21 protein-coding genes are annotated in these 17,521 nt (G+C 51.9%); 15 read left to right on the top strand and 6 right to left on the bottom strand.

Going from position 1 to position 17,521, the window contains the following annotated elements:
• The first annotated feature begins 19 nt into the window (after positions 1–19).
• Genes L1N85_RS12015 through L1N85_RS11995 form a run of 5 tightly spaced genes read left to right on the top strand, consistent with a single transcriptional unit; the run spans position 20 to position 2,634 of the window.
• A complete protein-coding gene (locus L1N85_RS12015; RefSeq protein ID WP_235238148.1) occupies positions 20–475 on the top strand; it encodes a VOC family protein in 456 nt (151 codons plus the stop codon).
• A gap of 25 nt (positions 476–500) precedes the next feature.
• On the top strand, positions 501–980 hold the full coding sequence (locus L1N85_RS12010; protein ID WP_235238143.1) for a VOC family protein: 480 nt from the start codon (positions 501–503) through the stop codon (positions 978–980).
• Positions 981–1,019: 39 nt separating this feature from the next.
• Complete coding sequence (locus L1N85_RS12005; protein WP_235238139.1) at positions 1,020–1,349, top strand: dTDP-4-dehydrorhamnose reductase family protein; 330 nt, start codon at positions 1,020–1,022, stop codon at positions 1,347–1,349.
• Positions 1,307–1,738: a VOC family protein gene (locus L1N85_RS12000; RefSeq protein ID WP_235238138.1), complete on the top strand. Its 432-nt coding sequence runs from the start codon at positions 1,307–1,309 to the stop codon at positions 1,736–1,738. Before L1N85_RS12005 ends, L1N85_RS12000 begins: the two co-directional genes overlap by 43 nt.
• Positions 1,739–1,752: 14 nt before the next feature.
• A complete protein-coding gene (locus L1N85_RS11995) occupies positions 1,753–2,634 on the top strand; it encodes a TolB family protein (protein ID WP_235238137.1) in 882 nt (293 codons plus the stop codon).
• Between the two features lie 218 nt (positions 2,635–2,852).
• Here L1N85_RS11995 and L1N85_RS11990 read toward each other — a convergent pair whose 3' ends face one another.
• The 3 genes from L1N85_RS11990 to L1N85_RS11980 form a co-directional block, all read right to left on the bottom strand.
• Complete coding sequence (locus tag L1N85_RS11990) at positions 2,853–3,038, bottom strand: hypothetical protein (RefSeq protein WP_235238136.1); 186 nt, start codon at positions 3,036–3,038, stop codon at positions 2,853–2,855.
• Between the two features lie 59 nt (positions 3,039–3,097).
• Positions 3,098–3,259 (bottom strand): hypothetical protein, encoded by a 162-nt coding sequence (locus L1N85_RS11985; protein ID WP_235238135.1) that lies wholly within the window; start codon positions 3,257–3,259, stop codon positions 3,098–3,100.
• Between the two features lie 98 nt (positions 3,260–3,357).
• Positions 3,358–4,215: an AraC family transcriptional regulator gene (locus tag L1N85_RS11980; protein ID WP_235238134.1), complete on the bottom strand. Its 858-nt coding sequence runs from the start codon at positions 4,213–4,215 to the stop codon at positions 3,358–3,360.
• Positions 4,216–4,364: 149 nt separating this feature from the next.
• Here L1N85_RS11980 and L1N85_RS11975 point away from each other — a divergent pair, with 149 nt between their 5' ends.
• The 10 genes from L1N85_RS11975 to L1N85_RS11930 all read left to right on the top strand — a co-directional run bounded on the left by L1N85_RS11975 (position 4,365) and on the right by L1N85_RS11930 (position 15,216).
• Entirely contained in the window at positions 4,365–5,195 is an 831-nt protein-coding gene (locus L1N85_RS11975) for an amidohydrolase family protein (RefSeq protein WP_235238133.1), read from the top strand.
• Positions 5,192–6,688, top strand: a complete 1,497-nt coding sequence (locus L1N85_RS11970) for a tagaturonate reductase (protein ID WP_235238130.1) — start codon at positions 5,192–5,194, stop codon at positions 6,686–6,688. The genes L1N85_RS11975 and L1N85_RS11970 overlap by 4 nt, the downstream gene beginning before the upstream one ends.
• Positions 6,681–8,189, top strand: a complete 1,509-nt coding sequence (locus L1N85_RS11965) for a UxaA family hydrolase (protein ID WP_235238127.1) — start codon at positions 6,681–6,683, stop codon at positions 8,187–8,189. Before L1N85_RS11970 ends, L1N85_RS11965 begins: the two co-directional genes overlap by 8 nt.
• A 60-nt stretch (positions 8,190–8,249) precedes the next feature.
• On the top strand, positions 8,250–9,194 hold the full coding sequence (locus L1N85_RS11960) for an aldo/keto reductase (RefSeq protein WP_235238124.1): 945 nt from the start codon (positions 8,250–8,252) through the stop codon (positions 9,192–9,194).
• A 67-nt stretch (positions 9,195–9,261) separates the two neighbouring features.
• Positions 9,262–10,275: a zinc-binding alcohol dehydrogenase family protein gene (locus L1N85_RS11955; RefSeq protein WP_235238122.1), complete on the top strand. Its 1,014-nt coding sequence runs from the start codon at positions 9,262–9,264 to the stop codon at positions 10,273–10,275.
• A 500-nt stretch (positions 10,276–10,775) separates the two neighbouring features.
• On the top strand, positions 10,776–11,633 hold the full coding sequence (locus tag L1N85_RS11950) for an MBL fold metallo-hydrolase (protein WP_235238119.1): 858 nt from the start codon (positions 10,776–10,778) through the stop codon (positions 11,631–11,633).
• Between the two features lie 244 nt (positions 11,634–11,877).
• Positions 11,878–13,302: a DHA2 family efflux MFS transporter permease subunit gene (locus tag L1N85_RS11945; RefSeq protein WP_268818255.1), complete on the top strand. Its 1,425-nt coding sequence runs from the start codon at positions 11,878–11,880 to the stop codon at positions 13,300–13,302.
• Between the two features lie 73 nt (positions 13,303–13,375).
• Positions 13,376–13,837 (top strand): divergent PAP2 family protein, encoded by a 462-nt coding sequence (locus tag L1N85_RS11940; RefSeq protein WP_235238111.1) that lies wholly within the window; start codon positions 13,376–13,378, stop codon positions 13,835–13,837.
• Between the two features lie 113 nt (positions 13,838–13,950).
• Positions 13,951–14,226, top strand: a complete 276-nt coding sequence (locus L1N85_RS11935; protein WP_235238109.1) for a hypothetical protein — start codon at positions 13,951–13,953, stop codon at positions 14,224–14,226.
• Positions 14,227–14,421: 195 nt separating this feature from the next.
• Positions 14,422–15,216 (top strand): alpha/beta hydrolase, encoded by a 795-nt coding sequence (locus tag L1N85_RS11930; protein WP_235238107.1) that lies wholly within the window; start codon positions 14,422–14,424, stop codon positions 15,214–15,216.
• Between the two features lie 18 nt (positions 15,217–15,234).
• Here the strand turns inward: L1N85_RS11930 and L1N85_RS11925 are convergent, their stop codons facing one another.
• From L1N85_RS11925 to nirD, 3 genes are all read right to left on the bottom strand, one after another.
• Positions 15,235–16,188: a TRM11 family SAM-dependent methyltransferase gene (locus L1N85_RS11925; protein ID WP_407946366.1), complete on the bottom strand. Its 954-nt coding sequence runs from the start codon at positions 16,186–16,188 to the stop codon at positions 15,235–15,237.
• A 170-nt stretch (positions 16,189–16,358) separates the two neighbouring features.
• The gene (cobA, locus tag L1N85_RS11920) at positions 16,359–17,135 is read right to left on the bottom strand and encodes a uroporphyrinogen-III C-methyltransferase (protein ID WP_235238104.1); all 777 of its coding nucleotides are present in this window, start codon (positions 17,133–17,135) and stop codon (positions 16,359–16,361) included.
• A gap of 58 nt (positions 17,136–17,193) precedes the next feature.
• Positions 17,194–17,508, bottom strand: a complete 315-nt coding sequence (nirD, locus tag L1N85_RS11915) for a nitrite reductase small subunit NirD (RefSeq protein WP_235238103.1) — start codon at positions 17,506–17,508, stop codon at positions 17,194–17,196.
• Between the last annotated feature and the right edge of the window lie 13 nt (positions 17,509–17,521).

The following is a 17,521-nucleotide window of genomic DNA, read 5'->3' as shown; positions in this document are numbered from 1 at the left end:
CGAAAGGATGTTATCAACTATGACAGGTCTATTAAACAATAACTTCATCACGCAAATCGGGATACTCGTCAACGATATCGACAAAGTAAGCCAGGCATACGCGGATTTCTTCGGCGTCGCCAAGCCGGAAGCGATTATCACCGATACGGTTGACAAAGCGCAAACCGAATATAACGGTGCTGCCAGCGAAGCCCGCGCGAAGCTCGCATTCTTCAATATGGGTTCGCTGCAGCTGGAGCTGATTGAGCCTGACCAGCATCCAAGCACTTGGCGTGATTATCTGAACGAGCATGGCGAAGGGCCGCATCATATTGCGTTCGTCATTGAAGGCATGAAGGAGAAGATTACCCTGCTGGAGAGCAAAGGGTTCCCGCTGCAGCAGAAAGGCGAATATACCGGTGGCCGGTACGCTTATATCGATACTTTTAAAGAGTTGAAGGTTCTGATTGAACTGCTCGAAAACGACAACAAATAAATCGATTAACAAAGGACGTGGACTTATGAATCATATTGATAATGCTAACCTGACTAAAATTGGGCTCATCGTTGACAACATCGAAGAAGCGGCCAAACGTTATTGTGCCATGTTCAACCTGCCGATGCCGGAAATTCAGGTGCCAACGCTTGATGATCCGCCGTCGCAGCAAACGGATGACAATTATACTTGGTACCGCGGTGAGCGCCGTGACACCCGGACGAAATTTGCAAATTTGCAGATGGGCCCCGTGACGGTAGAACTGCTGGAACCGCTTGATGAGCCCAGTCCCTGGAGCGAATTTAAGCAGAAGCATGGGCAGGGCGTGCACTTTATCACGTTTACGGTTAATGGCTTTGAGCAGCATATCGATTTCGCGGAGCAGCAGGGGCTTCCGCTTATTCACAAAGGAGAGTACGGCTCGGGACGCTATAGCTATTTTGACTCGGAGCAGGCGCTGGGCGTTATCTTGGGGCTTCAGGAACTCGGTCCAAAACAGGACTGAACCATTCGTTGATCCCTACCCATAAAAGGAGGAAACATCATGAACCTGCTCATAACAGGCGCCAATCGAGGGCTAGGCTATGAGATAACCGCCGAAGCGCTTGAACGCGGTAATGCCGTAATCGCCGGTGTGCGTAATCCGGGAAAAGCGAATGATAGGCTTAATCTCTATGGGCCAATGCGCGTGGTCAAGCATTTTCTGCCGCTGTTAACGGAGAAGGATGCTGCGCCGACCGATCCGCGCAGCAGCGCCCGCGGCATCGTCGACCAGATCGAACGCAGAATCGTTCCGGAGGTATTGCCCACAATGCCATACGTGTTACAGATATGGAAAAATCCCTGCACTTCTACTGCGACATCGCAGGACTGACCAAAGCATTCGACATTCATGATGATAACGATAAGCCATGGATTGTTTATTTAAAGGTGTCGGATGGGCAGTTTCTGGAATTGTTTCACGACGGGGTCAAAGTGCCGGAGAACCGGTACGCGCCCGACCTCATCGGGTATCACCACTTCTGCTTCGAGACCGATAACATTGAGGAGCTTGCCAAGCGGTTTCACGCGAACGGGCTCATGACGGATGACAAACCTGGCCATGGCAAGGACTTGAACTATAATTGCTGGATTCATGATCCCGATGGCAATGCCGTAGAATTAGGCAAAGACCTCAATTACCAGTGCTGGACAAAGGATCCCGACGGCTTTCCGATCGAATTCATGCAGCTCGATCCGCGCTCGCCACAAGTAAACAGTTAAAGGACGGTAGATAAATGAATACCCTACAAGAACCGCGAACGATTGAAAATCGGAACGTTATCAGCTTCCTTGAAACGGTGGATGTAAATACCGGCGAACGCAGCGTTCTGGCCGAGTTCGACTGTTTGATCGAGGCGCCAAACTGGACCAAAGACGGGAAACGTCTCATTTATAACAGCGGGGGTCTCCTATATTCCTTTGATCTTGTCACTCGGGAAAGCACAGTGATCGGCTCGGGATACGCAAACCAATGCAATAATGACCATGTGCTGTCTCCGGACAATACGCAGATCGCGGTCAGCCACCACACGCATGAGGACGGCCAGTCACGAATCTATGTATTTCCGCTCGCAGGAGGACAACCGATCTTGATTACGGCGCTGGCGCCCAGCTATCTTCACGGCTGGTCGCCGGATGGCGGTACATTGTCCTATTGCGCGGAACGGAACGGACAGTACAACATTTACACCATTCCGGTTGACGGCGGGGTTGAGACGCAGTTGACCGATTCGCCGGGTCTGGACGACGGGCCGGAATACTCGCCGGCCGGCGGGCATATTTGGTTCAACTCGACGAGAACGGGCTTGATGCAGGTTTGGCGGATGAACGCCGACGGCAGTGAACAGACACAAATGACATTCGATGAGAGCAATAATTGGTTCCCGCATGTGTCCCCGGATGGGGAAGCGATCGCATATCTCACCTATCGCAAGGGAGATGTCACCCCAAACGACCATCCCGCGAATAAGGACGTCGAAATTCGTCTGATGGCAAGCAATGGCGGCCAATATCGGACTTTGGCCAAGCTGTTTGGGGGTCAAGGCACGATTAACGTCAATTCCTGGTCGCCCGACAGCCGTCAGCTGGCTTTTGTCAGCTATAAGTTGAAGAACTAGATTGAAAAAAAGTAGATTAAAAAGAGAGCTTATCATGGTAATCGTAAGAAGATGAGCGTGTCTGAGACCAATTAGCTGGCGTTTTTACTGTTCATGCTGCTGGTGCAGCCGCGATCTCGCGTGATTGATTAGTTCAATCAGCAGCCGTTTGAAATACATAAAGGCTATCCGTAAGGCAGAAAGCCTTCCCGATAGCCCTTTTTGCGCTGAACGTCTAATTACTCATTACCAGGACGAGTGCGTACGACTCCGATGTCTGAAGCGTTGACAGCAATTGCATTGCCGCCAAAAAAGACGAATGCATTAGCTTTTTGTTTTACGTTTACGCGGGTTTTACTGTTTTTCCATTTGACAGCGTTGGATTTTTTGGAATGTTTGCCGAAATTGTAATGTTTACGTGCCATAATCTCACCCCCTTCAAGCGTACTCGTACTTCAGGACTGATGCGCGTATGGGGAAAAGGTTAGCGGCGGTTGGATTTCTTGAAAATTTGCACGGTGGCCGCGTTGCTTGCCAGCACGTTACCCTGTAAGGTGCTTGCCTCTGACGATTGGTAAATGTTAATGACCAGGTATTTGTTTTTGCCGACGCGGTACTTTAAAGTTTTGACGTTTGAACGTACCATTGTGAACCTCCCTTGCTAGCAAGTTTGTCTTTGCTATATAGCATATGAGAGATTCATAGAGTCTGTATCCGCAAATGATATCCGGCAATTCTATCAATTTATTCGCTTTTCTTGTAATGCGCGGGGGTTATGCCGGTCAGCTTCTTGAACATGCGGTGAAAATGGGGCAGGCTCTCGAAGCCGCATCGCTCGGCGATGTCCGCGATATTGGTATCGGTTTCGATAAGCAGCTCCTTCGCGCGAATGATCCGTTTGGTCGTAACGTATTCGGTGACGTTCAGGCCGGTCAGCTTTTTGAAGACGCGGGAGAAGTGGGCGGGCGTGACGGAAGCTAGCTTCGCAAGCTGGGATAGGCCCAGAGGATTGCCTGGATGCTCGTCGATATAGGTCAGTATGCTGGTCATCCATCCGGGAAGGGCGGCCGGGACCGCTTGCGCAGACTCCGTTGGATGGACTGTACGGCCTAGAAGCAGTAAAATTTGCTGCAAATGAAGAAGCACAGCTTGACGATAGCCCGGCTGCTTGTCAATTTCCTCCGCATGGATGCGTTCGATCAAGGCTATGAGCTGCTGCTTCTCGGCTTCGGTCGCCGACAGCTTGTACGCTTTCCGGCGCTTCGCTTGTTCAAAGCAGCGCAAATACGAGAACGAGTCGCCAAGCGGCGGGCTGTGAACGAGAGAGGCGCTGAAGAAAAGAGCCGTCGACGTCTTCGGATCGTCCGGATCGGGAAACGAACGATGAATCGTGTTGCCTGGAATCATGAAGACGTCGCCGGGTGCGGCGGCATAAATCGTCTGATCGATGAAAAAAGTACCTTTTCCGCTATATAAATAGACAAGCTCATACCAATCATGCAGATGGTCGGGCAGCTCGTTTTGCGCGCTTTTCGTATCACGGTAGACACACTCGAACGGAAAAACGGTCTGAGCATCGAATCTTTTGCGATAGGGATTCATAAGCTGCACCTCATTTTCGAAGTTAGTCAGCCTGATTGTAGCAAATATCAAAAAAGAGTACAAATAAGCCGCTATTGATTATTTCAGGCATCGATATTGTTTTTTATAATGAAGAGGATAAGTTATCTGCCAGGAAAGAGGCGATCGAGATGAGACTGGATGCGCATCAGCATTATTGGAGCATTGAACGGGGAGACTACGGCTGGATTACGCCGGATATTCCGGTGCTGTATCGGGATTTTTTGCCTGGGGATTTGAAGGTTCATTTGGATAAACATAAGCTGGATGGCTCGATCGTCGTGCAAGCGGCGGCGACGCAGGCGGAAACCGATTATTTGTTAAAGCTAAGCGAGAATGAACCGTCGATTAAAGGCGTTGTAGCATGGCTTGATCTGGCCGATCCATATTACCGGATTCAGTATGAGCGGTTCGCGAAGCATCCGAAGCTTGTCGGCTTTCGCGTCATGATTCAAGAGATGCCGGATGCGAACGCGGTGCTGGGGCCGGCCTTCGTGGAAGCGCTCACTTATTTTGCGGATCAGGGCACGCCCGTCGATTTGCTCGTCGTGTCCCATCAGCTTGAGACGGTGATAGAGCTGCTTGACAGGGTGCCTGACTTGCATGCGGTTATCGATCATATTGCGAAGCCGCGCATTCGGGACGGGGTGATGGAACCTTGGAAAAGCCAAATGAGCCTCATCGCGGCGCATCCCCATATCTATTGCAAGCTCTCTGGAATGGTGACAGAGGCGGAGCATGACAGCTGGAAGCGTTCGGACTTCGTCGCCTATATCCGGCATATGATTTCGGTCTTTGGACCGGGACGCGTTATGTTCGGCAGCGACTGGCCGGTATGTCTGCTCGCAGCCAGCTATGATGAGGTCGTTGATATATTGGAGAGCGCACTGCCTGAAACATGGACGGAGACGGACCGTGAACGATTATTCGGACTTAACGCGAAGGAGTTTTATAAACTATGACCACACTGAATCGCAGTCAATTAAATGAAAAGCAGCTTCGCTATTATGAAGAAATGAAGCAGGCGCCCGTCACGGTGCTGCAGATTGGCGAGGGCAACTTCCTGCGCGGCTTCTTCGATTGGATGCTTCATGAATGCCGCAAGCAGGGACTATATAAGGGCAGTATAGCGGTGACGCAGCCACGGCAGGGCGGCAAGCCGAAGATCGATGCGCTGGCAAGCCAGGACGGCTTGTATACGCTGGTTATAAGAGGTTTGGAAAATGGCGAAAGCGTGCAGCGGACGGAGGTTATTTCGGTTTTCGGAGAGGCGTTCGATCCTTATTCGAATTGGGAGGCTTATCTGGCACTGGCCGAAAACCCGGATTTGCAGGTCGTCGTATCCAATACGACGGAAGCGGGCCTTGTGTATCGGCCGGAGGCGCTGGCAGAGGGCCAGCCGATTCAGTCGTTTCCCGGCAAGCTGACTCAGCTGCTTTATCGCAGGTTTACGTTTTTTGAAGGGGATCCGAAGCGCGGGCTCGTGTGCTTGCCATGCGAGCTGCTCGAGCGCAATGGCGACGAGCTTCGCAGCTGCGTGCTGCAATACAGCGAGGATTGGGGTTTCCCTGAGGCATTTAAGCAGTGGGTTGTGGAACATAACCGGTTTCTCAATTCGCTCGTAGACCGGATCGTTACGGGCTATCCGGATGCGGAGCAGGCCGAGGCGTGGTTCGGCGAATGGGGCTATTCCGATCCGATGCTGAGTACGGCGGAGCCATACCATCTGTGGGCGATTGAGGGGGAGCCGGAGCTCGAGGCTGTTCTGCCGCTGCGCAGCGCGGGCATGAATGTGCATTGGGTTAACGATTTAAAGCCGTTTCAGCTGCGGAAGGTGCGCATCTTGAACGGAGCGCACACGCTGATGACGCCGCTCGGTCTGCTGCACGGGATCGAGCAAGTACGGGAAGCGATGGAGCATCCGGCATTAGGGCGACTGGTGAGAGATACGGTGGAGAAGGAGATTATTCCTTCACTTCCGATCGCCGATCAGGAGCTGCGGGAGTATGCAGGCGATGTATACGAGCGATTCTTGAACCCGTTCATTCGTCACCGTTTAGCAGACATAGCGATGAACAGCTTGAGTAAATTCAAGGTGCGGCTGCTGCCGTCGCTGCTTCATTATGCTGAGAGCTATGTGGCAGTGCCGGCAGGATTGGCGCAGGGCTTTGCAGGGCTTCTGCGGTATTACAAGGTGAAGCGTACAGAAGCCGGATATGAAGGCATGACGCTTCGCGGCGCATCGTACTTGGTTCGCGACGACGCAGGAATGCTGGAAATGATGGCTGCCGTTTGGTCGGAGGCGGAGGAGCGGCAATGGCCGCTTGAAAAAACGGTGAAGAAGCTGCTTGGCCTGGAGGCCGTCTGGGGTCTAGATTTGGCAGCGGAGCGGCCGGTATTAGCGGCCGCGCTCAGCGCAAGCATAGCGGAAATGGAGCGCGGGACGAATGAATAGCTGGGTCAGATTGCATGAGGATGATCACGTCATTATCGCGTTGCAGCCTTTTGCCAAAGGGGAAAAGCTGTTGCTTGAGGCGGATGGCGTGAATGAGCTGGAGCTGCTGGACGACGTGCCGAAGGGGCACAAAATTTTAACGCGTAAGGTTTGCGCAGGCGAGCATGTCCTGAAGTTCGGCTATTCGATCGGCGTGGCGAAGGAGGACCTTGCGCCCGGCAGTTGGGTGCATACGCATAATATGGGCACGGGGCTTAAGGGCTTTCTCGATTATTCGTACGAGCCTGGCAAGCAGGAGCGGCGGGAAACAAGAGCTGCAAGGGATGAAGCCCGCACCTTTCAAGGCTTCGTCCGCGACAATGGCGAGGTCGGCATCCGCAACGAAATTTGGATCATTAACACGGTTGGCTGCATTAACAAAACATGCGAAATCGTAGCGAGAAAAGCACATGCCTTATATGAGGGCCGCGTCGACGGCGTCTACCATTTCGCGCATCCGTTCGGCTGCTCGCAGCTTGGCGATGATCTTGTTCATACGCAGAAGCTGCTGGCTTCGCTCGTCAATCATCCGAATGCGGCAGGCGTGCTCGTCATTGGCCTTGGCTGCGAGAACAATCAGATCGATGCGTTCAAGCGGGCAATCGGCGAGCATAGCCCGGAGCGGATCAAGTTTCTGAAGTCGCAGGAGGCCGAGGACGAGATCGAAGAAGCGCTGGAGCTGATCGGTGAGCTTGTCGGCTATGCGGAGCGGTTTAAGCGAGAGCCGGTGCCGGTGTCGAAGCTGAAGCTCGGGCTTAAGTGCGGAGGATCGGACGGCTTGTCCGGCATTACGGCAAATCCGCTGGTTGGCGCGGTATCCGACCGGTTGATCGCGGCTGGCGGAACGGCTATTTTGACCGAGGTGCCGGAAATGTTCGGAGCGGAGACGATTCTGATGAATCGTGCGGCGGATGAGCAGGTTTTCGGTAAAATCGTGAGTCTTATCAATGATTTCAAGCAATATTTTATCAAGCATGATCAGGAGATATATGAGAATCCATCGCCGGGCAATAAGGCGGGCGGCATTAGTACGCTGGAGGAAAAGTCGCTCGGCTGTACGCAGAAGGGCGGCCATGCGATCGTGCAGGACGTCGTTCCTTACGGGGAGCGGATTACGAGCAGCGGGCTGAATTTGCTTGAGGCGCCGGGCAATGATCTCGTTTCGGTAACGGCGCTGTCTGCAGGCGGAGCACATATCGTGTTATTCACTACGGGCCGGGGAACGCCGTTCGGAGGGCCTGTTCCGACGGTCAAGATCGCGACGAACAGCGAGCTGGCAGACCGCAAGAAAAACTGGATCGACTTCAACGCCGGGCAGCTGCTCGAGGACAAAAGCATGGAGACGCTGACGGATGAGCTGTGGGAGCAGCTGATCAGCCTCGCCTCCGGCGAGACGCGGACGAACAATGAGCGCAACGGCTTCAAGGAGATCGCGATTTTCAAGGACGGCGTTATTTTGTAAGAATGCGGGCAATCGTTGAGCTATGGATTTTGAGAATCAACAAATAGGAGTGGTCGCAAGGTGAAATACCGGAAGCTTGGAAAGACGGGATTGGATGTGTCGGCGCTCAGCTTTGGCGCGTCGTCGCTTGGCTCGGTATTCCGGGAGACGGACGAGGCGGAGAGCGTGAGAACGGTGCACTCGGCGGTCGATATGGGGATAAATCTGATCGATGTGTCGCCGTATTACGGCTTAACGAAGGCAGAGACGGTGCTGGGCAAGGCGATTGCAGGGATGCCTAGGGAAAAGTTTATTTTATCGACGAAGGCTGGCCGATATGGCGCGGATGAGTTCGATTTCTCCGAGCAGCGCATTTTGCGGAGCGTGGACGAAAGTTTGCAGCGGCTGAAAACGGACTATATCGATTTATTATTTTTGCATGATATTGAATTTGTTCCTTTCGAGCAGGTGGCTGAGGGCGCATTTCCTGCTCTGGATAAGCTGAAGCAGCAAGGGAAAATCCGCTTCTCCGGCGTTTCCGGGCTTCCACTCGCGGTGTTTGAGAGGTCGCTGGCGTACCGGGAGCTGGATGTCGTCTTGTCCTACTGTCACTACTCGTTAAACGATACGTCCTTGCTCGACATTGTACCGCTGCTGGAGCAGAAGCAGGTCGGGCTGGTAAGCGCTTCGCCGCTCTCCATGGGACTGCTGAGCACGCGTCCCGCTGCGGATTGGCACCCTGCCGGTGCCGGGATCCGGGCCATCTGCAAGAAGGCTGCCGAGCATTGCGCCGCGAAGGGCGCGGACATTACGAAGCTTGCGGTTCAATACGCGACAGCGAATGAGCGGATTCCGACGACCCTCGTCAGTACGGCAAATCCGGCTAATATTCGTAAAAACATCGAATGGACGGATGAATCGCTTGACGAAGAGCTGCTGGGCGAAGTGCTGGCTATATTGGAGCCGATTCATAATCGGAGCTGGGAGAGCGGAAGGCCGGAGTATAATGAGAATATTATCGTCTAGAGAGTACTCGGAAGAGAAGCATCGTTAGGATGTTATTAATGTTATCGTTACAAGGAGGAACTGCAGAGTGAAAACAATCGTTTGTGAGCAAGCCGATCAGCTTCGGCTGATTGAGCAGGAGGAGCCAGCTCTTCAGCCGGAGACGGCTGTCGTCCGAATACGCAGAATCGGCATCTGCGGCACCGATTTGCATGCGTATAAGGGAAATCAGCCGTTTTTCTCCTATCCGCGGGTGCTCGGACATGAGCTCGCCGGTATTGTGGAGCAGGTGAATGATTCTTCTAGCCCTATCCGGATTGGCGATCAGGTGAGCATCATTCCTTATATGCATTGCGGCGATTGCATCGCCTGCCGACACGGGAAGACCAATTGCTGCACGGACATGAAGGTGCTTGGAGTTCATATTGACGGCGGCATGCGGGAGCTGCTGGCTGTACCCGTCACGCATCTGCTTGTGACGAACGGGCTTACTTTAGATCAAGCGGCTGTGCTGGAGCCGCTGAGCATCGGAGCGCATGCGGTACGCCGCGCCGAGCTTCGCGCGGGTGAGACGGCGCTCGTCATCGGCTCGGGACCGATCGGGCTTGGAGTCATGGCGTTCGCCAAGCATCGCGGCGCGCGCGTTATCGCGATGGATATACAAGAGGAGCGCCTCGTCTTTTGCCGGCAGTGGGCGAAGGTTGATGAGACGGTCCATGCGCTGAATGGCGCGAAGGAGAGACTAGCCGAACTGACGAACGGCGAGTTTCCGACGGTCGTGTTCGATGCGACGGGCAATGCCCGGTCCATGACGGATGCCTTTGGTCTCGTCGCGCATGGCGGCAGGCTTGTTTATGTCGGCTTGGTCAAAGCCGATTTGTCCTTCAATGACCCCGAGTTCCACAAACGGGAAATGACGCTGATGGGAAGCCGCAACGCGACAATCGCGGATTTTGCCGCCGTTCAGGCGGCCGTGCAAAGCGGAAGCATCGATGTGGACAGCTTCATTACGCACCGCGTTCCGTTTACGGAGATGATCGGCCATTTTGACAGCTGGCTTAAACCGGAATCGAAGGTCATTAAGGCTATGGTGGAATTATAGTCCAGTATTATTTTTCGGGATGGAAAGCCCTGTTACAAGGCAGATGCTGCTTTGTGGCAGGGCTGTTTTTCTGGAGTAATCCAAGATAGCGTCTCAATTAAGTGCCGCAGGAGCAAAGTTAGTGGAGAAATCCATTATAGAGCAGCATTAGGGCCGCGGGAGTAGATAGTTAGTGGAGAACTCCAATATAGAGAAGCATTTAGGCCTCGGGAGTAGAAAGTTAGTGTAGAAATCCATTATAGTGCAATAAAGGCATCACAGAGGGTACTATCGTTTATCTTAACCCGCAAATATGACCTATCCAGTGGTGGCAGATCGTTTGTTTTATTTTGTCAGGTAAAGCAAAAAAGATATAATGGAGGAATAGAGGGACGGAGGCCGATACGTGAGCCCTAATTCACTTTTACCAGCTCTGCTGCGATTACATGTATTTTTTTAAGTCTGTTCAGCTATAAGCTATGGTTTACGAAAAATTTACGAATGATAAACATGGAGGATCAATGATGGGTGAACAATGGAATGTATATAAAAGCGGAGCTGCGCTTGTGAAGCAAATCGAACAGACTGATTTGCCGGAGCAAGCTTTGGCGCTATGGGCTTTGGGGCAAGAGGGCTTTCTCGTGAAATGGAAAAGGAAGACATTCCTATTCGATCCCTATTTGACGAACTGGGTATACGAGCTGGCCGGGGCTCCATGGTCGAGAGCTTTCGAATCGCCGCTGCAGCCTTCGGATTGCCTGGACGTCGATTATGTCGTATGCTCGCATCATCATGAGGACCATATGGATAAGCAGACGCTGCAATCCATCGGACAATCGTCCAAAACTCGCTTTATTGTGCCGCGGGCGCATTTCCCCTTAATGAAGGAATGGGGGTTTCGCGATGAGCAGCTAATCGGTATTTCACACGGGCAGTCGCTGGAGCTGGATGACGGCATTAAGCTTGAGGCGTTTGCGGCTAAGCATGAGCAGTTCGAGCAGGATGAGGCGGGCGAGCATAAGTTTCTTGGCTATGCCGCGAACTTCGGCGACATTCATTTGTACCACGCGGGAGACACAATCGGCTTCCCTGAGCTCGTCATCTGGCTGCAAAGCAGGCAAATCGATATTGCGATGCTGCCTATTAACGGGCGGGATTTTGCGCGGAATGAACAGGGCATCGTAGGCAACACCAATTACCGCGAAGCTGTTGAAATTGCCGTACAAATAAACGCCGATCTGCTTATCCCGATGCATTACGGCTTATTTCCGCATAACGATGAGAACCCGGCATATTTCGTTGATTATTTATACCGCCATCATCCGGCAAAGAAGTTCCATATGTTCGCCCCCGGAGAGAGATTCGTTTATATGAAATGAGCAGCGTTGTATTAGAGATCACATATAGAGTTATCTGATTTGGCTAGGCTTATATAAATTAGCAATCGAGAAGAAATCGCTTTACAGGTTGCATGTTAAAATAGGAATCAGCTAAAAATACGCCAAGGAGAGATATAAAGGAGTATGGGATTTGAAAGATGAGAGGAGAAGGAATGTGGAACAGCATAACGCATCAAAGCAGAACGGAGGGACATTTGGAAGCAAAGGCAACTTTTCAGTCATTATGGTCATGATATTGGGTGTGTTCGTAGCCATTTTGAATGAAACGCTCCTTAATGTAGCCTTGTCGAAAATTATGGCAGACATCGGGATCGCGCCAAGCACCGCGCAGTGGCTGACAACCGGATATCTGCTGGTCATTGGGGTTCTTATACCAATCACAGCTTTTTTAATGCAGCGGTTCACAACAAGAAGCTTGTTCCTGGCGGCCATGATCTTGTTTACGGCAGGTACTTTCATAGCGGCTGTAGCACCAGGGTTCGCCGTGCTTTTAATCGGAAGGGTGCTTCAGGCAGCGGGAACCGGTCTTCTCTTTCCTTTGATGACCAATGTGATTTTCGCCATTGTATCGATTGAAAAACGAGGCTCGGCTATGGGGACAATTGGCATCGTAATCACCTTTGCGCCCGCGATCGGACCTACTTTGTCCGGGATTATCGTGGAACACTTGAGCTGGCGGTTTCTCTTTTACAGCGTTTTGCCGATCGCTCTGTTTGTTATTATTTTTGCCTTCTATAAGCTTAAAAATGTGACAGAAACGACGAACCCTAAAATTGACCTGATTTCGCTTCTTCTATCGACCTGTGGATTCGGCGGAATCGTATATGGCTTCAGCAGTGCCGGTGAAGGACATGGAGGCTGGTCGAGCGTCGATGTCCTTGTTCCCACTGCTATTGGCGTCGTTGCGCTAGGGCTGTTTACATGGAGGCAATTAACGATATCGCAGCCGTTGCTGGATCTAAGAACGTTTAAATATAACGTGTTCAGGCTGTCGACGCTGATTATGATGATCGTCATGATGGCGATGTTCTCCGCTATGATGCTGCTGCCGATTTTTCTCCAGAACGCTTTAAGCTACAGTCCGTTGGAGGCAGGGCTTGTCATGCTGCCCGGCGGTATCGTAATGGGGATTATGTCGCCGATTACAGGCCGCTTATTTGATAAATTTGGCGCCAAGTGGCTTGCCGTTATCGGATTAGGGCTGATGGGCAATACGCTGTGGCAATTTGCTTATATTACATTGTCCACGTCGTACAGCACGATTATGATTTTGAATACGCTTTTGATGCTGGGCATTTCGATGCTGATGATGCCTGTCATGACCAACGCATTGAACGAGCTTCCGCCTCGGTTATATGCGCACGGCACGGCCATAATCAGCACGCTTCAGCAGGTGGCGGGTGCCGTCGGGACAGCACTCCTTGTGACCATCATGACAAACAGCTCGAGACGTTTTTTAGAAAATGCGGCTGGTACGAACGATGAGTCAACTCTTCAAATACTATCTCTGATTGCGGGAATGAAAAGCGCGTTCCTGTTGGCTTTCGGGCTGGTAGCTATTGCATGGGCGGCTTCGTTTTTGCTTAAACGGTCGGTTCCGCCGGAAACGGAAAGCGGATTGGCAAGCAAGCGAGTGTCTGCGCACTAAATCGGCTAACGGCATGATTTTTGTAACGAGTGGGCAAAATGACGGGAGAGTGATAACGGGAGGTTGAGCTGTTGTGGCAAACAGAGGACTGGGTACGGCACTAACGGCCGTAGCTGCGGCGCAACTGCTGAAGCTGCCCATGCATTATGCAAATACGGGGAGATGGGATTTCCGCAAAATAATCGGGTCAGGCGGTATGCCAAGCTCGCATTCGAGCGGGGTATCGGCACTTGCCGTGTATACCGCAACCAAATACGGCGTGAAGACGCCGGAATTTGCGATTTCGGCCATGCTTGGCATTATTGTCATGTACGATGCGATGAATATCCGCAGGCATGCAGGCGAAATTGCCATACAGGTCAATAATTTGGATGAGGATGTCGAGAGGCTGTCAGGCGAGCATCCCGGCATCTATCACAAGCGGAGGCGCGAGAAGCTGAAAGAAAGCTTGGGCCACCAACCGCGTGAAGTTATTGCAGGCTCGCTGCTCGGCGCTTGCTTAGGCTTCATCGGAGCGCTTACGGCAAAGCGATAAATGCGGCCTGCGCGATTTGCAGCATAATCAATATCGTATAGAAAAATGTAATTAAGTGCACAATAATTATTGGTCAATTAAGGACTAAAAAATAATTTTTGGAGGATCGCCTTATGGTTAATCGAAATCTGCAACAGATAGCTGCTAATGTTCAGGAAAATCAACAATTACTACAAGCGCAGCAAGACGTTCTAAATGCACATCAACTGTTACAAGTAGAAAATCAAGAATTATTAGAAGCAGAACAACAGTTGCAAACGAATATCCAACAAGTACTGCAAGCACAACAACAAGTTAGGAAGGAACAACATGATGTTCAACAGGCACAACAAAAACTTCAACAGGCACAAGCTAGTGCAATGACTTATCAAAACAATCCTCTTCAATAAACTATTTTGGTTCTTAAGGGATAAATGAGCTGAAATGTAAATGGAATAAGTGAAGCCAATAAGAGCCCCGGATCACTCCGCAGGCTCTTTTTGGTATTGAAAACATTCAAGTCCATTATTTTCTCCAAACGGCTATAGCTATATAATGGGGAAAGATACGCATTTATATTCAGCTTTTAAAGGGGGAAAAGAAGCATGAGTGAGTTTTTGTTATGGCCTGCCGGAGCGCCCTATGCCAAGGGGGATTCGGAGGAGGATTGTCCGGCTATTACGCCGTACCTCGTGGATGGGGGTGACCGTCCGGCAGTAATCGTATGTCCTGGAGGCGGGTATGGGACACGCGCGTTTCATGAAGGGGAGCCGATTGCCCAGTGGTTGAACAGGTTAGGCATTTCTGCGTTTGTTCTCCGTTATCGGGTAGCGCCGTATCAATATCCGTGCGCGCTGATTGATGTGCAGAGAGCGATTCGTACGGTTCGGCATGAAGCCAAAACATTCGGAATCGATCCGGCTAAATTGGGCTTGCTCGGATTTTCGGCTGGCGGACATTTGACGGCGAATGCGGGGACAAGCTATGACAAAGGAAACAAGGAGGCCGAGGATGAGGTAGAACGCCATTCGAGCCGACCGGATCTGCTCGTGCTGTGTTATCCCGTCATTACGCTGACTGACCCGTTTGCGCATGCAGGTTCGCGCGAAAACTTGTTAGGCAAGGAACCGGAGCTGCGGAAGGTAGAGCAGCTCAGCAACGAGTTGAACGTGACGGAGGATACGCCGCCAACGTTTCTGTGGCATACATCGGACGACGCAGCCGTGTCGGTGGAGAACAGCCTGATATTTGCATCAGCGCTTAGCAAACATAACGTATTGTTTGATCTTCATGTCTATGCGAAGGGCCGTCACGGCTTGGGACTCGCCGAGGATGAAGCGCACACGAATAGCTGGATAAGCGCATGCGCGTCCTGGCTTGCCCTGAACGGGTTTAAATAATCGCAGCTCCCGCTGCGATTATGAGCAAACTAGAATTTGTCTTTTGAAATTGCCCTTTCTGGTCGTACAGCGGTCTTGGATCGTGAAACCCGCGCTTGCGAGCATGTCGTCCATTGGATCAACCGCGATGATGACGACTTTGCTTGCGATGCGGCGGGCGTGCTGAATTAAAGACAGCTGTTCTTCGGGCGTCGTTCTCGAGAAGTGGTTATAAGGCATATCGAGAATCGCTACATCGTAATGGCCGGAGACGTCGGCAATATCTCCGCATACCACCTCGGTTTCCAGGTCGAAATGTTTGATGTTCTCCCGGGCTCCCCGGGTAATAAAAGGATTAATATCGCGGCCGACGATGTCGATGCCCATAGAAAGCGCTTCGACGAGCACGGTCCCGATGCCGCAGCACGGATCAATTGCTTTCACGCCGCTTAGGCCCGGAACGGCGATGTTTGCCGCTGCGCGGGCTACTCTCGTGCTAAGCGCTATGGAATAGCTGCGCGGTTTTTCGGAATGCTTCAGCCAAACGGCTTTGCTTTTGATATAATGGCCAAAATACCAGCGGCCGCCGAGCGTAATGATCCCAAACACGAAATCGGGATTTCGCACATCGGCTTCACCCTCGATATATTCCCCAATATCCCGTTCGATAGCGCGTGCCGTGTCGAAATCAATTTTATGATCCGGAGTCAAATCATTGGTTTTCACGAAAATCACTTTAAAGGTCGCATCGTCTAACTGAACCTGCTTTACTTGTTCCCAAATTTCGTTCAAGGTATCGCCAACGTAAAGGACCTCCAGTCTTTCCCTCATGAATGGGCTGCGGTCAGGATGAATGGCCGCTTCGCTTATCATGATATTGGAGGGGGAATCCACGCCGAAAAAAGAACGCATTTCGAGGCGGCAAAGTTCAGCCTCCTCCTCGCGGCAGCCATAGGTATAAATATATAATGGTATGTTCATTGTTGTTTTCATAATTAAAAGGGTAACATAGTTTTATGACTGGGGAAAGCACGTGAGGCTCGGAGGTTATTGCGCAGAGGTGTTAGGGTGCGATAAGGATGTCTGTGAAAAAAACCGGATGCCGGCAAAAACAGGCTGCCGGAAGATCCGACAGCCTGAAAGCTTCATCCCATGTATGAATGCTAACCAATTAATGCGATTGCTTGCTGCTCGGCATGGAGGAGCTGATCGCGTACACGAACGACTTCTCCGATAATGATGAGCGCCGGGTTGCTGAGCTTCATCGTGACGGCAAGCGTATGGATGTCCGCGAGCGTACCGACGATGGTCCGCTGCCGCGAGGTCGTGCCGCGCTCGATGAGGGCAACCGGCGTCGCAGCGGCTTTGCCGTGTTGCAGCAGCTCTTCGCGAATAGCAGGAAGCTGGCTGACGCCCATGTAAATGGCCAATGTATCGACGCTGTGGGCAAGCAAATCCCATCGTATCGGCGAATTGTCGCCATGGCAGCGATTGCCGGTCACGCAGGCGAAGGAAGCGGCGTAATTACGATGAGTAAGTGGGATGCCCGCGGCGGCAGCTGCGCCGATTGCCGATGTAATGCCCGGTACAATCTCGTAAGGTATTCCCCAGGCTGCAAGCTCTAACGCTTCCTCGCCGCCTCTACCGAAGACGAAGGGGTCGCCGCCCTTCAAGCGGACGACCAGCTTTCCTTCCAGAGCATAATCGACGAGCGCTTTATTGATAAGGTGCTGTGGCATGGCATGAGCGCCAGGCGCTTTGCCGCAGTAGACCAGCTCTGCGTCTGAGCGGGCATAGCCGAGTAATTCTTCGCTTACAAGCCGGTCGTACAAAATGACGTCGGCGAGCTGAATGCGGCGCATCGCTTTAACCGTGATAAGCTCGGGATCTCCCGGGCCTGCTCCGACAATATAGACCATACCTGTCGCTGATTTTCTCATTGGCTGCTCCCTTCGGCGGTCATGGCCACCTTTATTATCGTCAAACTCCAGCGAAACTTTAAATCGTTAAATAGATGGAACCGCTGGCGCGGTCGATCTCGGTTTCGAAGGTCGTTACGCAGCCATCGTCAGGCTCATGTACGCGGCCGCTGCGCAGATCGATCTTCCAATCATGGAGAGGGCAGTGTACGGCTGTGCCGCACACCATTCCTTCCGATAGGGAGCCTCCCTTATGAGGACAGCGGTTTTCAACGGCAAGCACGCTGTCATCCGATAAGCGGAATACCGCGATTTCGATATCTTTTACTATGATGCGGCGCGAGCCCTTTACATCAATATCTGATAGGTTGGCTACAAGCAGCTTAGTTGTCATAGGTGGACCCCTC

It is taken from the genome of Paenibacillus alkaliterrae (genome assembly GCF_021532375.1).
Lineage (GTDB): Bacteria > Bacillota > Bacilli > Paenibacillales > Paenibacillaceae > Pristimantibacillus > Pristimantibacillus alkaliterrae.
This window is presented reverse-complemented; position numbering and strand designations above follow the sequence as displayed.